The 13665-nt window shown below is 67.2% G+C and carries 15 protein-coding genes and 1 tRNA gene; 4 read left to right on the top strand and 12 right to left on the bottom strand.

What is annotated here, in order from left to right; translation table 11 throughout:
• Positions 1–13 precede the first annotated feature (13 nt).
• The 5 genes from P0D77_RS03200 to gnd all read right to left on the bottom strand — a co-directional run bounded on the left by P0D77_RS03200 (position 14) and on the right by gnd (position 4027).
• Positions 14–86 (bottom strand) — tRNA-Arg (locus P0D77_RS03200).
• A 51-nt stretch (positions 87–137) separates the two neighbouring features.
• Positions 138–1598 carry an MATE family efflux transporter gene (locus tag P0D77_RS03195; RefSeq protein WP_277555726.1) on the bottom strand — a complete coding sequence of 487 codons (1461 nt, stop codon included), beginning with the start codon at positions 1596–1598 and terminating at the stop codon, positions 138–140.
• 198 nt (positions 1599–1796) lie between these two features.
• A complete protein-coding gene (locus P0D77_RS03190) occupies positions 1797–2378 on the bottom strand; it encodes a 2Fe-2S iron-sulfur cluster-binding protein (RefSeq protein ID WP_277554732.1) in 582 nt (193 codons plus the stop codon).
• Positions 2379–2492: 114 nt separating this feature from the next.
• Positions 2493–3056: a hypothetical protein gene (locus P0D77_RS03185; protein ID WP_277554730.1), complete on the bottom strand. Its 564-nt coding sequence runs from the start codon at positions 3054–3056 to the stop codon at positions 2493–2495.
• A 59-nt stretch (positions 3057–3115) separates the two neighbouring features.
• On the bottom strand, positions 3116–4027 hold the full coding sequence (gene gnd, locus P0D77_RS03180) for a phosphogluconate dehydrogenase (NAD(+)-dependent, decarboxylating) (protein ID WP_277555725.1): 912 nt from the start codon (positions 4025–4027) through the stop codon (positions 3116–3118).
• 160 nt (positions 4028–4187) lie between these two features.
• On the opposite strand from gnd, the gene P0D77_RS03175 reads away from it, so the two are divergent.
• From P0D77_RS03175 to P0D77_RS03165, 3 genes are all read left to right on the top strand, one after another.
• Entirely contained in the window at positions 4188–5288 is a 1101-nt protein-coding gene (locus P0D77_RS03175; RefSeq protein ID WP_277554729.1) for an aminopeptidase, read from the top strand.
• A gap of 95 nt (positions 5289–5383) precedes the next feature.
• Positions 5384–5911 (top strand): GNAT family N-acetyltransferase, encoded by a 528-nt coding sequence (locus tag P0D77_RS03170; protein WP_277554727.1) that lies wholly within the window; start codon positions 5384–5386, stop codon positions 5909–5911.
• Between the two features lie 157 nt (positions 5912–6068).
• Positions 6069–7166, top strand: a complete 1098-nt coding sequence (locus P0D77_RS03165) for a DNA primase (protein ID WP_277554726.1) — start codon at positions 6069–6071, stop codon at positions 7164–7166.
• Between the two features lie 12 nt (positions 7167–7178).
• On the opposite strand, the gene P0D77_RS03160 is transcribed toward P0D77_RS03165, so the two are convergent.
• Positions 7179–7385: a DUF7472 family protein gene (locus tag P0D77_RS03160; protein WP_277554725.1), complete on the bottom strand. Its 207-nt coding sequence runs from the start codon at positions 7383–7385 to the stop codon at positions 7179–7181.
• 133 nt (positions 7386–7518) lie between these two features.
• Between P0D77_RS03160 and P0D77_RS03155 the strand changes: the two genes are divergently transcribed.
• Positions 7519–8310: an SWIM zinc finger family protein gene (locus tag P0D77_RS03155; RefSeq protein ID WP_277554724.1), complete on the top strand. Its 792-nt coding sequence runs from the start codon at positions 7519–7521 to the stop codon at positions 8308–8310.
• Positions 8311–8336: 26 nt separating this feature from the next.
• Here the strand turns inward: P0D77_RS03155 and hjc are convergent, their stop codons facing one another.
• From hjc to P0D77_RS03125, 6 genes are all read right to left on the bottom strand, one after another.
• Positions 8337–8825: a Holliday junction resolvase Hjc gene (gene hjc, locus P0D77_RS03150; protein ID WP_277554723.1), complete on the bottom strand. Its 489-nt coding sequence runs from the start codon at positions 8823–8825 to the stop codon at positions 8337–8339.
• Positions 8826–8900: 75 nt separating this feature from the next.
• A complete protein-coding gene (locus P0D77_RS03145; protein WP_277554722.1) occupies positions 8901–9566 on the bottom strand; it encodes a protein sorting system archaetidylserine decarboxylase in 666 nt (221 codons plus the stop codon).
• Positions 9563–10612 (bottom strand): AAA family ATPase, encoded by a 1050-nt coding sequence (locus P0D77_RS03140; RefSeq protein ID WP_277554721.1) that lies wholly within the window; start codon positions 10610–10612, stop codon positions 9563–9565. Before P0D77_RS03140 ends, P0D77_RS03145 begins: the two co-directional genes overlap by 4 nt.
• 88 nt (positions 10613–10700) lie before the next feature.
• Positions 10701–10991 carry a hypothetical protein gene (locus P0D77_RS03135; RefSeq protein WP_277554720.1) on the bottom strand — a complete coding sequence of 97 codons (291 nt, stop codon included), beginning with the start codon at positions 10989–10991 and terminating at the stop codon, positions 10701–10703.
• Between the two features lie 19 nt (positions 10992–11010).
• Positions 11011–11535: a DoxX family protein gene (locus P0D77_RS03130; RefSeq protein WP_277554718.1), complete on the bottom strand. Its 525-nt coding sequence runs from the start codon at positions 11533–11535 to the stop codon at positions 11011–11013.
• 117 nt (positions 11536–11652) lie between these two features.
• Positions 11653–13593: a DUF4382 domain-containing protein gene (locus tag P0D77_RS03125; protein ID WP_321170529.1), complete on the bottom strand. Its 1941-nt coding sequence runs from the start codon at positions 13591–13593 to the stop codon at positions 11653–11655.
• Positions 13594–13665 lie beyond the last annotated feature (72 nt).

Below are 13665 nucleotides of genomic sequence, written 5' to 3'. Positions count from 1 at the left end.
ATCCGGTAGGAAGCGAGCGGCGAGGGATTTGAACCCCCGACCTCTTGGTCCGGAACCAAGCGTTCTGTCCGCTGAACTAGCCGCCCTCACGCATCCGTACCACAGCGTGTCGAATAAGCCTTCGGAACCGATCCGGTTCAGGCCGTGTCCGCCTCGCCGTCGTCGTCGATGACGGCCTCCTTCCACGTCCCGCGGGTGAACCACGCAGCGGCGGCGACCGCGCCGAGTATCTGCCCGACGGCCATCCCGACCCAGATACCGAATGGGCCGTAGTCACCGGCGATCGCGAGCCAGTACACGATGGGCACGCGACCGAGCCACAGCGCCAGCAACGAGAACGCCAGCGCGGTCTTGGTGTTGCCTGCGCCGCGGTAGGCGCCGAGAACGACCTGAAGGACGCCGATGAAGCCGAACTCGACGGCGCGGACGGTGAGGTACTCCCCACCGAGTCGGATCGTCTCGGCGGCCGCCGCCGTCCCCGTCGAGATGAACACGGCGACCACCTCGTCGGCGAAGACGACGGTTATCACGGCGACGACGAGCATCACGCCGCTTGCCACCTTCGCGGCGAGCCACGTCGCCCGCTCTGCTCGCTCGGGCTTGCCAGCGCCGAGGTTCTGTCCGACGATCGTGTTGGTCGCACGGCCCAGCCCCAGGGCTGGCAGGAACACCAGCGACGTGAGGCGGTTTCCGAGACCGAACGCGGCGACGACCTCCGGCCGGAAGGTGACGACCATCGCGGTGAGCGTGATGAACCCCAGCGCCGAGGCCGACTGCTCGACCGCCGACGGGACGCCGACACGAACGATCTGTTTCACGAAGCGCAGTTGCGGGCGGAAGTCGGGGAGGCGCACGCGGGGGCCGGCGCTCGTGCCGAGGAGGACGTACAGGCCGATTGCGGTCGCGACCGTCCGCGAGAGCACCGTCGCCAGCGCCGCCCCCTGCACGCCGAGGCGGGGGAACGGTCCGTAGCCGAAGATGAGCAGCGGATCGATGACGACGTTGATCAGCACGGAGACGGCCATCACGACCATCGGCGCACGGGTGTTGCCGTACCCCCGCATCAGTGAAGAGAACACGAAGAAGCCGAACAGGAACGGGAGGCCGAGGAAGAACACTTCCATGTAGTCGGCGGCGAGCGGGATCACCTGTCCAGCCGTCGCAGGTGAGGAGGGAAGCACCCCGAGGAGGCGGTCGGTGAGGAGGAAGCCGAGGCCGCCGAAGACGACCGCGACGGTCGTCACGGTCGTCAGCGTCTGTCCGGCGACCGTCCCGGCGGTTCGAGAGTGACTGATCGCGTCCGCAAGGTCGCGGTCAAGATCCGAGTCGACGTCCGCGTCGGTCGTGCGGTCGTCTCCCACGTCCGCCTCGTCGTCCACGGCGGCGTCGCTGGCGCGGCCGGTGTACTGCGCGACGAGGGTCGAGCCAGCGACGTTGAGGCCGCCGCCGATGGAGATGAACAGGAAGACGAGCGGAAACGCGAGGCTGATGGCCGCGACCGCGTCCGTGGAGAATCGCCCCAGCCACAGGGTGTCGGTGAGGTTGTACGCCACCTGCAGCAACTGGGTCGCCACGATGGGCCACGCGAGCGCGAACATCGGTCGCGCCAGCGACCCCTCGGTGAGAGAGCCACCGGCGCGTTCATCAGATGCAGACACGAGACGGCTCCGGTGTTCGTCCGTTACCGCGGGGGGTGTTTACGGCTTCGAAGCCCGGCACAGATCGCCGGAAGTCGCTAGTGGGGACGAGTCGAACGAAGTAGTGAGAGAACGGCGAGGCGAGCGAGAAAGACCGTGTTACGGCGCTTTGCCCGTCTCGATCGTGAAGTCGGCGCGGGGGTACGCGACGCAGGTGAGCGTGTACCCGTCGTCGAGTTCGGCGTCGTCGAGCATCTGCTGGTTGTCGTGTTCGACGTACTCCTCGGAGTTGCCGCCGGAGGTGATCTGGCCGGCACACGAGACACACTGACCCTGTCGACACGCGTACGGCAGGTCCCAGCCCTCCTCTTCGCCGGCTTCGAGGACGGTCTCGTTGTTGGCGACTTCGATGGTGTCGCCTTCTTTGGTGTACTCGACCTCGAAGTACTCGATCTCGTCTTCGGGGATGTCGGCGGGACTCGTCGACTCTTCGCTGGCCGCGCCCTCCTCCAGTTCGCCGTCTTCACCGGCGGTGACCGCACCCGCGGGGACGCTTCCGCCCCCGATAGCACGGCTCCCCGGTTCGGGGAACTCCGTCTCTTCGACGGTGGAGGCACGCCGCTCGATGACCTCCTCAGAGATGTCCGCGGTGGCCTCCCAGCCCGTGCCGCGGGCGAAGTGCAGGGCGACGAAGACCAACACGAGGCCCGCGCCGAACCCGATTGCCACGGGGTCTACCATAGATCCGCGTATGAAGCGGGGGGTAACAAGGGTTGTGATTATCCAGCGATCGCCGAAACCGCCAAATCGCGAGACTGCGAACGTGTTCGACAGGGCGCTCCCGCCGTCGAGCGGTTACGTCGCGGTCGTGTTCGCCCACACTCGCGGGTGGTCACGGTCGCCGGGACACCGGGTGTCGAGGCCGCCGGTCGTGCTCACAGAACAGACGGTGAACTCGCCGTTCTCCATCCACTGAATCCGGGTGCCGTGATCGTCGGCGAGGACCCCCGCGGGCGCGCCACCGCTCGTCTCGACGGAGATCCGATAGAGTACGCCCGTCTCACACGTCTCGTTCGCGGGACCGGCGTCGTGTGACTCGACGTGGACGCGGAACGTACTCAGGTCGGCCCCCTCGGGCGAAGTTCGCTCGGTCCAGACCGAGAGGTTCGCGTCCGCGCTGGCCGTCTCGATGAACGTGACCTTGGTGAACGTGTCGCCGCTGACCGAGCCACGCGAGTACGTCGCGACCGCCGAGGCACAACCGGATTCGAGCCGCTCGAACTCGGTAACGTCGATGTCGATCGGTCCGGTGTGATCCGAGAAGCCGGGAAGGGCGTTCACCGCCGGGACGAGGACGGCACCGACCGCGAGGGCGACGACGGCGACGACGACCAGTCGCCGTGTCGATTGAGGGACCATACGCAGCGCTGCGAGGCCGAGCAAAAAGGGCTGCCGGACACGGTTCGCCCGCCCGGCGACTACTCGTCTTTCCGGGGCACTTCGTGTCGCCCAAAGCCGTACCGGAGGCGACTCGCGAGGCGGCGACCGAACCGCTCCTCGCGAGAGTCGAACCGCTCCGAGAGCGCCTGGTAGATGAGCGGCACGGGCACCTCCTGTTCGAGTGCCTCCTGCACCGTCCACGTGCCCGTCGACCCGCCCTCGATGCGGTCGGCCACGTCGCCTAGGTCGTTGCCCTCCTCACGGAACGCCTCCTCACACAGTTCCAGTAGCCACGAGCGGATGACCGCGCCGTTGTTCCACGTCCGCGCCACGGCCTCCAGGTCGAGGTCGTAGCGGCCGCGGTGGAGCAACTCGAAGCCCTCGCCGTACGCCTGCATCAGCGCGTACTCGACGCCGTTGTGGACCATCTTCACGTAGTGGCCCGATCCGGCCTCACCCATCCGATCGTGGCCCACGGGCCCGGTAGCGACGGCGTCGAACACGGGCGTCAACTCCTCGTAGGCCCACTCGGGCCCGCCGACCATCAGCGAGAAGCCGAGTTCCGCGCCCGCGGGGCCGCCAGAGGTTCCACAGTCGAGGTACGCGGCGTCGGTCGCCTCCGCCCGGCGCACGGAGTCCTCAAAGTAGGAGTTGCCGCCGTCGACGACGACGTCGTCGCCCGAGAGGTGCGGTTCCAGTTCCTCCAGCGTCGCGTCGACCGCGTCGCCCGCGGGGACCATCAGCCAGATGCGGACGCCGTTACCGTCGCCGCCCTCGCTCAGTCGCTCGTACAGGTCCGCGACGGAGTCCGCTGGCTCTGCTCCGGCCTCGGCGGCCGTGGCGGTCGCCTCCGCGTCGAGGTCGAACGCGACCACGTCGTGACCGGCATCGAGGACCCGGTCGACGACGATCTGCCCCATCCGCCCGAGTCCGATCACGCCGAGTTGTATGCTCATACCGGCGGGTCGGTGAGGCGGGGCGTATGCGTTGCGGTGTGGCGAGGGAGAACACGAGGCGTCGACCGCCGTTGCGGGCGGAGCGGTGAACGAGAGATCCGGCCGCGACACCCGGAAGCGCCGCACTTACGCGCCTCCCTCGCCCACGTCCGGTATGGACGACAGAGTGCGATCACACGCCGAGGTACTCGTCGACTGGAGCGCCCGCGTCGAGGCGGGCGACCAGGTCGTGATGGACGTCGCGGAGGGCGCACACGACCTCGCGGTCGCCGTCGCCGCCGAACTGGGCAAGCGCGACGCCACCCTGCTGACCACCTACGGGTCGAGCGAAGTGTCCCGCGCGTTCCTCCGTGCGGGCGAGGACCGCGAGTTCGCCGGGAGCGACCCCGAACTGGCGATGCTGGAGGCCGCCGACGTGTACCTCCGCATCGGCGGCGGCCGCAACACCACCGCCCACGCCGACGTCGACGGCGACCGCCGGATGGCCGCCCGCAAGGCCGGAACCGAAGCACGAGAAGCGCGAATGGCGACCGACTGGGTGTCGACCGTCCACCCGACGCGGGCGCTGGCACAGCAGGCGGGAATGGCCTACGAGGAGTACCAGGACTTCGTGTACGACGCGGTGCTCCGCGACTGGGAGTCGCTGGCCGAGGAGATGGCGAATATGAAGGACATCCTCGACGAGGGCTCGGAGGTCCGCATCGAGAAGGAGCGTACCGACCTCACGATGTCCATCGAGGGCCGCACGGCCGTCAACTCCGCCGCCAGCGTCGCCTACGACTCCCACAACCTCCCCTCGGGCGAGGTGTTCACCGCGCCCCACGCCACCGAGGGCGAGGTGTTCTTCGACGTGCCGATGACCATCGACGCCCAGCGCGTGCAAGACGTCTCGCTCACGTTCGAGGGCGGCGAGGTGGTCGACTTCTCGGCCGCCCAGGGCGAGGACGCCATCGCGGACGTCCTCGACACCGACGAGGGGGCGCGTCGCCTCGGCGAACTCGGCATCGGGATGAACCGCGGCATCGACCGCTTCACCGACTCCATCCTGTTCGACGAGAAGATGGGCGACACCGTCCACCTCGCGGTCGGCCGCGCGTACGACGCCTGTCTCCCCGAAGGGGAAGCGGGCAACGATTCTGCGGTGCACGTCGATATGATCACGGACATGTCCGAGGACTCACGGATGTTCGTCGACGGCGAAGTCGTCCAACGGAACGGGACGTTCCGCTGGGAGGACGGCTTCGAAGCGGAGTAGACCAGTCGCGTCGCAACCGAACCGATACCCGGTTCGGTGTCGCGCTTCCCGAACCTACCAATCGTGTTAAGTGAATTCGATCTCACTCCGAACACGTGTCGGATGGTTATCCTGTCCCCGTCGAGGTTCGTCGGTTTCGATCCGATGACGGCGAGCGTGTTCGTGCGTTGAACGAGGAGGCGATGGCCACGACTCCCGAGTACGATCCAGACCTCCCTGACGAAGACCTCCGGGAGGTGAAAGCAACGTACCTCGACGGCGAGGGGGAGTTTCTCGTCGGTGTCGGAGATGACGGGACAATCGTCGGGATGGGTGCTTACGCACTACCGAGCGAGTGGCTCGGAGAGTTCGTCCCGATCGACGACCAGACCGCCGAACTCGCACGAATGCGTGTCGACCCCGAGTGCCACGGGCAGGGGATTGGAAGCGCCATCTACCGCGAACTTGCCCGGCGTGCGAGACAAGACGGGTACGAACAGTTCGTCCTGAACACTGGCGTCGAGAACGATGTCGCGCGTGGATTCTACGAGCAGTTGGGGTTCCAACTGCAGCAAGAGGTCTCCATCGAGAGTGGCGCGGTTACGTTCGAGTTGGCGCTGTACCAGAAGTCGGTTCAGACGTAGTCACGCTGTCGCAACCGAACAAGGCAGATCACTGGCGGAAGACCGCGATTCAACTGGACCCAGACACCGACCCGCACTGCCACAGTGCCGGCTTGCGGACCGAATACGACGCAGACCGTCGGGCTTAACCCCCGGCCACCATCACCGACAACCGACTATGGACCCGCGCCACGCCCGCTACCCGTTCTTCGGGGCGGCCCGCGACGCCGTCCGCGAGTCGGGCGTCGACCTGGCGGCGCTCGTCGCCGACGGCGACGCGGCCGTCGACCGGGGGCGCGAGCGGGTCGAACGCGCGCTCACCGAGGGGACCGTCGAGGCCACCGACCCCGTCGAGTGGGACGCACGCGACGAACTCCTCTCGTACCCCATCGCGCGCATCCTCGTCTCGTTGCTCGACTCCCACGCCGCCGTGGAGAAGTACGCCACCGCCGAGGCGCGCACCGCATACCGCCGCTTCACGGAGGACATCGACCGCGCCCGCGGCGACGCCCGCCCCGACCCCGCGCGCATCGACCAAGACGCGCTCCTCCGGGAGTTTGACCTGGCGAGCGCGACCCGCGCAGAGGAGCCGAAACCGGGCCAACCCGACGGCAAGTGGCTCTGGCTGGGCGTCGGGCGGTACCTCTCGTACGTCGACCCCGACTGGGGCGACGACTGGCGACTCGTCAACCGCGAACTCGTCGCCGGCGAGGTCCGGATCGAACGCGAGGAACTGTACCGCCTGCTCCGTGAGGCAGTCCGCGACCGCGTCGCCGACGGTCTCCCGTTCGAGGGCGTCAGCGATGACCTCGCGACGGAACTCGAGACTGAAATCACCGACCTGCGCGACCTGCTGGCCGACCGGAGCGTCCGCGCCGACCTCGACGTGGTCGCGCCCGAACACTTCCCCCCGTGTATCGCCCGCCTCCTCGACCGCGCTCGCGCTGGCGACGACGTGGGGCCGCACGGCCGCTTCTCGCTGCTGGCGTTCCTCGCGGGCCTCAACCTCGACAGCGAGGAGGCCGTCGCGCTCACCGGGATGGACCCCGAGGTAGTGAGCGAGCGGTTCGCGTATCTCCGCGACGAGTCGGGCGCGCAGTACCCGCCGCCGTCGTGCCGGACGCTGGGCGAGTACGGCCTGTGCGACAACGAGGAGAACCACCGCTCGGTTGCACCACACCCGCTGGAGTACTACAGCCGACAGTTACGAGAGGCAGGCGAGGTCGTCGACTGGCGCGACCGCGACCACGAAGAACCGGACGGAGCGACCGCCTGACGACCCAGCGGCTCAGTTTCGCGTGTCGAGGAAGATGCCCGCCGCGCCCATCAGCACGATGAACAGCGCCATAACGCCGACGAAGTAGTAGCCGCCGACGTTCGAGAGGTTGTGACCGGTCGTGTACCGGGTCCCGATTGCGATGAGGAGAGCGATGAAGACGACGACAGCGCCGACGGAGACGGCGATCTTGCGGCGCATCTCGGCGTCGAGAGTCATACACCGCCGTATCCGTGGACTCGGCAAAAGGGCTTCGAAGCGCCCGCGACACGCCGAAACGCGACGCTGGGGGTGTCATAGTCGGTCTCAGCCGAGGGCTTAGGTTCGTTCGACGCGTATCTTCTGTGTTCAAATGCCAGCGACATCCACCTCCGACGAGCGACACGACCCCCGAACGGCCGCCCTCGACCCCGAACAGTTCGACCGCGCACGAACGCGGTTCCCCGAGGGTGTAGACACGGTCGACCTGCCCGGCGGGCCGGACGAACCCGACGGACCGGACGGGCCACAACGCGGCCACGTCGGGACGGTCGATGCACGCGACGACGGGCGAGCGATTCGCGCCCGAACCGAGCCGATGGCGGTGTATCCGCTCCGCGACGACGACTCGTACCTCGTCGACACCGAGGGCGGTTCCTACGTCGTCGACCTCGCGAGCGACCGCTGTACCTGCCCGGATCACGAACTCCGGCACCAGCGGTGCAAGCACCTCCGCCGCGTCGACCTAGAAGTCGGTATCGGGCGCGTCCCTGCGCCTGGCGAACGCGTCGCCGCTTGTGCGGTCTGTGGCGGGGGCGTGTTCGTCCCCACCTGCGAGACAGGCGCGTTCCTGTGCGGCAGTCACCGACCCCGTCTCGGGTCGTTCGTCCGCGACCGCGAGACGGGCAAACGGCTCGTCGTCACCGGGGTCACGACCGCCCGCGCCGACGAGTACGAGACGCCCGAAGGGCGACGCATCAGCGACTACGAGACGAACGAGGCGTACGGCGACCACGAACCCGTCGTCGATGCGGTGTACGTCGACGGCCGACTGGACGCCGACGTACTCGACGTCTCGGGCCTCCGACGGTACGGCTTCCCCGCGTCTCGGCTCCGTCGAGTCGCGCCAGAGGAGCGGCCGCGTATCCCCGTGATCGGGGTATAGCTTGCTGGGGCAGTTGCACAGAGTAGTTACAGCATCTCCTCGGCTTCTTCGGCCGAGAGGACGCCCTGTTCCACAGCGTTGAGCACCTCCGCGACGCTGCGGTCGGATTCGGTGTCTTCGCTGGCCGCGAGGAGGTCGTCGATGGTCTCGCCGTCTTCGATGGCGGTCTCTTTCTTCACACGGTAGTTCCCGCCGTCGGTGACGTACAGGTCGCCCGGGTGGAAGAAGTACCAGTCCTCGCGGTCGAATCGAACGCCAATCTTCGGCGTCGCACCGAAGTTGCGCGAGAAGTAGATGAGCGCCTCCACCTCCTCGCCGCGGAGGTAGATGGGGTCACCCGAGGACGACTTCGCCTCGACAGCGTAGAACACGCGCCCGTCGCCCGCGAGAACGTCCGGCAGTTCGCGGTCGGTCGACGACCCACTGGCGGGCGCGCGCATCACGGCGAAGCCGGCGTCGTGGAGCCTGTTGACGAGTTCGCGCTCCCGGCGGTCGCCCTTCGGGTTACCCGGCATACCCGAGAGTGAACCGCTCCCGGGCATAATCCCCACGGTCGCGGGCGGATGCGGAGCGGAAGTGGACTGGCGGAGTCACTCTCGTCGTGCGATCACCGACTCGCCAGCGCGAACCGCCTCGCCGACCGCGACGCGCACGTCGCCGGCGTCGTACTCTGGCGGCAGAACCACGTCCGCCCGCGACCCGAACGCGATGTAGCCGAGTCGCTGTCCCCGGTCGAGACGGTCTCCACGCGAAACGTAGGGGCTGATGCGGCGGGCGAACCAGCCCGCGATGAGCGCGCCGTCGGTTCGTACGCCCGCCTGCTCGGCCGCCGGTTCGTCTCCATCGGCGCTGTCACCAGCGTCTGCGACCAGTGTGTACTCCAGTCGCTCGTTTCGCTCGGACTCCTTCGCGAACGCCGGCTTGTGGGCCGCGCCGCGGTGGTCGAGTCGGGTGACCTCGCCGTCGGCGGGTGCGCGGACGACGTGGACGTCGAAGGGACTCATGAACACGCCGACGCGGACGCGGTCGCCGTCTTCGCGGATCACAGAGACGTGGCCGTCTGCGGGCGTGAGGATTCCCTCGCCTGCTGGTTCACGGTCGGGGTCGCGGTAGAAGTACGCCGAGAACGCTCCGAGTGCGAGGAGTGCCACTCCGAGCGGCGGGAACAGGAACAGCAACGGCACTGCAAGAGAGAGCGGGAGGAGCACCCGCCACTCCGCGCCGGGTGCGATGTCGGGGACGGGGACCGATATCACGCGTTTGCGGGGTCGCGAACCCCAGATTCGGTCGTCGTCCGCCCCGCGCCCCACGCTGCGAGCAGGTGCGTGAGGTGGATGCGGTCGTCGCTCCCCTCGACGAGGTCAAGGTCGACCTCACCGGCGAGGGCGTGCAGGCGCGCGACCGACGCCGACGAGGCGTCGGACTTCGAGCGCGCGACCCGAAGCAGTTCGCGCAGGAGGTCGCCGCCCTCGTAGCCGTCGTCGTGCAGGAGGTCGTCGAGTGCCGAACGAGCGGTCTTGAGGTCGCCCGCCTGTGCGGCGTTCAACGCCTCCAACACCGCGTCCTCGGTGCCGACTTCCCCGAGTGTCTCGTAGGCGGTGCTCATCGTCACCTCGTCGTGTTCGATGGCGGTGGTCTGCGCGGACAACACCGCCTTCCGGAGGTCGCCAGCGGCGGCACTGGCGACGAACTCCAGACCGTCGTCGTCGTACGCGACCTCCTCCGTGTCACAGATGTCGCGGAGGACGGCGATGGTCTCGTCGGTGGTTGGCGCACGCACGGGCACCGGGAAACACCGCGAGCGGATCGGCGGGATCAGTTTCGCCGGTTGGCGCGTCGCGATGACGAACTGCGTCGTACGGTGGTACTGCTCCATCACGCGGCGAAGTGCCTGCTGGAAGTCCTCGCGAATCGCCTCGGCGTTGTCGAGCAAGACCGTCTTGTACGTGCCCGACATCGGCGCGTTCGCGGCCGACTCTTTGAGCACGCGGTTGATCATATCGCGTTTCGCCATCCGCGAGCGTCCCTGCAGGAACGACGCGAAGCGCGGATCCTCACGGATCTCCTTTTTTGTGCGACCGAAGAAGTCTGCGACGTTAATCTCGATGAGGTCGTTGTCAGGGTCGTCGTGCGCGGCCGCCGCGAGTGCGCGGACGGCAGCAGTCTTTCCGGACCCAGGCGGACCCTGTACCACGAGGTTCATCGGTTCGTCGACCGCCCGCGAGAGTCGCTCGCGTACGTCGGCCTGCGGGAGGTCGGCGAGACCGGGGGCGTGCGTGTCTGTCCACAGCGGGCCGTCCATTGAGGTGGCCTACCGTCCCGTCGGGCTTGAACCCTGCCGTTCGCACGGGCCAGGGACTCGACGAGGGTGGGTGAGCCGTCGGTGGTGGTCAGTCCGCGGTGACTTCCCGCCGGGTGTCGGTCTCCTCGGTCTCCGCTTCGATCATCCGGTAGAGGCCGACCCCGAACAGGACGACCAGTCCGAGGATGACCAGTCCCGTCCGGACGACCGGATCGATGGCGGGCGTCGCCACGACCTCGCCCGCTTCGTTGGTCACCGGCGCCGCGCCGTACGGCTGGCCTGCGAGTATCTCGACGATCCCGAGGCCGACGATGCCTCCGAGGATCGCGACCGCACCGAACGCCGTTCCGATTCGTTCGACGATGTCGAGTTGTGTCATAGCTTGTCACCTCCGTCTGTCACCCGAGCAGGTACCGCAGTTTCGGGTACTTCTCCACGATGCCGGTCGTCTCGATGATACCGTCGAGGCCGTAGTAGCGGCCCGCGCCGAAGACGATCATCGTCCCGAACAGGAGCAGGCCCATCAGGTCGCTGTTGACGAGGCCGTGCCCGAAGCCGGCGTTCCCGACCCAGAACAGGGTCATGAAGATGGTCCCGCCGAAGGCGGCGAGTCGCACGGCCACGCCAGCGATGAGCGCGAGGCCGATGAGCGTCTCGAACAGTGGGACGCCCGGCTTGATGAGCCACGCGAGGTTGTTCCCCATCCACACCGGGATGGGCCCCAGCGCGGTGCCGGTCATCCCCTGCATATACGCCGGCCCGTACCCGAAGTTCAGGCCGTTCTCGATGATCTTCGTTACACCGGCGTGGAAGAACCACCACCCCGTGATCACACGGAGCAGGGCGATCCAGTACGCGGCGAGCGGTCCCCCGATGTCGAAGCCGAACGTGTCGGCCAGCGGGTTTGTTTCCGAGTAGGCCATGGTTTCCACCTCGCAGGTGAGTGTAGTGGGGGAACCCCCGTATAAGTGCGAAGCAGTTCCCAGTGACTGAAAGTCGGCGAAAGTGGGGAGGAGACGGCCGAAAACGAGGAAGTAGGCTCAGGCTGCGAACTGGAGGGCCGCGTTACCGTTTCCGTTGCCGTTGTTTCCGCCACTGTTCCCGTTGCCAGTGGTGTCAGCGTCGTCGTCCTCGTCGCTCTCGAACTCACGTTCGAGTTCGACCGCCTCGTCGTCGTCGACCACGACCACGGTCAGGTCCGTCGCGTTCGCGTCGATGCCGAACGTGACCGTGCCGTTCGCGTCGGTCGCGTACGTCTGTGCCGAGAGTTCGCCGTCGACCGTCTGCGAGACGGTGACGGTAGCGTTCTCGACGGCCGACTCGTTCTGTGTCACCTCGACGGTCGCGTTCGCGCCCGCGGAGACGGTTCCGACGAACGTCGCGTTCAGGTCGGCTGTCTCCGTCTCGTCGCTCTCGTCGTCTTCGGTCTCGAACGCGCGTTCGAGTTCGGCTTCTTGATCGTTGTCGGTCGCTTCGACGGTCAGTTCGGTGGTGTTCTCCACGACGAAGAAGGCGACAGTGCCGTTGTCGCCGGTCGTGTACGTCGTGGTCGTCGTCTCGCCGTCGACTTCCTGTGCGACGGTGACGGTCGCGTTCTCGACGGTAGAGCCGTTTCGCGTCACCTCGACGGTGGCGTTCGCGTCCGTCGAGACGTTCCCGACGAACGAGGCGTTCAGCGATTCGCGGTCGTCCTCGTCGTCCGTCTCGTTCTCGTCGACGTCCTCGATGGGCACCTCGTCACTCGTGCCGGATTCGCTCACGACCGGCTTGAGGATGTACTTGCCCGAGTTGCCCGCCTCGAACACGGACATGTCGTAGACGAAGTCGACTTCTTCGCCGTTGCCGACGGTGAACTCCGTGTTCAGTTGGAGTTTGCTCGATGGCAGTTTCACGCGCGTCGACTCGCCGTTCTCCAGCGTGGCGTCGATGCCGTCGACGTAGACGAACACCTTGTCGTAGGTGCCGTTCTCCACGCCGAAGGTGCCGAGTCGCGTCGCGTTCGCGCCCGGCAGCGTCGTCAGGTCGACCGTGCGGTCGTCGACGTCTCGCTCGACCCACCCGCCGTCGGCGCGGTGCAGGCCGATCTTCGTGACGGTGACGTTGAGGTGCTCGAAGTCGCCCATCGCGTTCTGTTCGTCGCTGAGGTAGAACGCCATCGACGCCTGGCCGGAGTCGCCCGACTCAGAGGCGTCGTCACCGTCGTCGTCTGCGTCCGCTGCGTCGTCGCTCTCTGTCTCGTTCACGTCGTCCGCGTCGTCCGCGTCGTCGCTCTCCGCGGCGTCGTCGGACTCCTCGTCGTCTGTGTCGTCGTCGACGTCGCGAATCTCGACCTCGTCACCGGTGCCGGACTCTCCGGCGACCGGCTTGAGGATGTAGCCGTTGGGACCGCGTTCGAACACAGTCACGTCGAACACGAAGTCGACCTCCTGGCCGTTGCCGACTGTGAACTGCTTGTTCAGTCGGAGTTTGTTCGACGGCAGTTTCACGTCCGCCGAGGAACCGTCGGCCAGCGTGCCGTTCACGTCGCTCACGTGGACGAACACCTTCGTATACGTGCCGTTGGGCGCGGGGATGGACCCGAGTTGGGTCGCGTTCGCCCCTTGGAGTTCGGTGAGGTCGACGGTGACGTTCTCGACGTCGTAGACGACGCGGTCATCAGTGTCAGCGTCGTCGGTCTCGGTCGCGTTGTCCGCCTCCGTCTCGTTCGTATCGTCGGAGTCGTCCTCCGCCTCAGCCTCCGTCTCGTTCTCGTCGCCGTCGGCGCGAACGAGGACGACCTTCTCGACGGTGACGTTCAGGTGTTCGAAGTCACCGATCGCGTTCTGCTGGTCACTCACGTAGAAGTTCACTGTACCCCCATCGCCCCCCTCTGTCGTGCCCGCGCCGCTCCCGTCGGTGGAGGGAACGCCGCCCGCACAGCCAGCGAGGACGAGCATCAACGCCGCGGCGACCGCGGCGAACGTCGTCGTGTGCTCTGACATCCACCCGGTCGTAGCGGCGGCACCTGCATATAAACGACACCTGCCGAACCCGGATTCAGTCGGATTAATCCG

Origin of the sequence: Halobaculum limi (genome assembly GCF_029490015.1) — an archaeon.
Taxonomy (GTDB): Archaea; Halobacteriota; Halobacteria; order Halobacteriales; family Haloferacaceae; genus Halobaculum; species Halobaculum limi.
The sequence above is the reverse complement of the archived record's forward strand: the minus strand, read 5'-3'. Positions and strand labels throughout refer to the sequence as shown.

What these genes read in the sequence shown, in the direction of transcription:
- P0D77_RS03140 (WP_277554721.1), bottom strand. Translation starts at nt 10,612, where the DNA reads ATGGACGGCCCGCTGTGGACAGACACGCACGCCCCCGGTCTCGCCGAC.
- P0D77_RS03165 (WP_277554726.1), top strand. Translation starts at nt 6,069, where the DNA reads ATGGACCCGCGCCACGCCCGCTACCCGTTCTTCGGGGCGGCCCGCGAC.
- P0D77_RS03130 (WP_277554718.1), bottom strand. Translation starts at nt 11,535, where the DNA reads ATGGCCTACTCGGAAACAAACCCGCTGGCCGACACGTTCGGCTTCGAC.
- P0D77_RS03160 (WP_277554725.1), bottom strand. Translation starts at nt 7,385, where the DNA reads ATGACTCTCGACGCCGAGATGCGCCGCAAGATCGCCGTCTCCGTCGGC.
- P0D77_RS03185 (WP_277554730.1), bottom strand. Translation starts at nt 3,056, where the DNA reads ATGGTCCCTCAATCGACACGGCGACTGGTCGTCGTCGCCGTCGTCGCC.
- P0D77_RS03135 (WP_277554720.1), bottom strand. Translation starts at nt 10,991, where the DNA reads ATGACACAACTCGACATCGTCGAACGAATCGGAACGGCGTTCGGTGCG.
- P0D77_RS03155 (WP_277554724.1), top strand. Translation starts at nt 7,519, where the DNA reads ATGCCAGCGACATCCACCTCCGACGAGCGACACGACCCCCGAACGGCC.
- P0D77_RS03195 (WP_277555726.1), bottom strand. Translation starts at nt 1,598, where the DNA reads ATGTTCGCGCTCGCGTGGCCCATCGTGGCGACCCAGTTGCTGCAGGTG.
- hjc (WP_277554723.1), bottom strand. Translation starts at nt 8,825, where the DNA reads ATGCCGGGTAACCCGAAGGGCGACCGCCGGGAGCGCGAACTCGTCAAC.
- P0D77_RS03125 (WP_321170529.1), bottom strand. Translation starts at nt 13,593, where the DNA reads ATGTCAGAGCACACGACGACGTTCGCCGCGGTCGCCGCGGCGTTGATG.
- P0D77_RS03175 (WP_277554729.1), top strand. Translation starts at nt 4,188, where the DNA reads ATGGACGACAGAGTGCGATCACACGCCGAGGTACTCGTCGACTGGAGC.
- P0D77_RS03190 (WP_277554732.1), bottom strand. Translation starts at nt 2,378, where the DNA reads ATGGTAGACCCCGTGGCAATCGGGTTCGGCGCGGGCCTCGTGTTGGTC.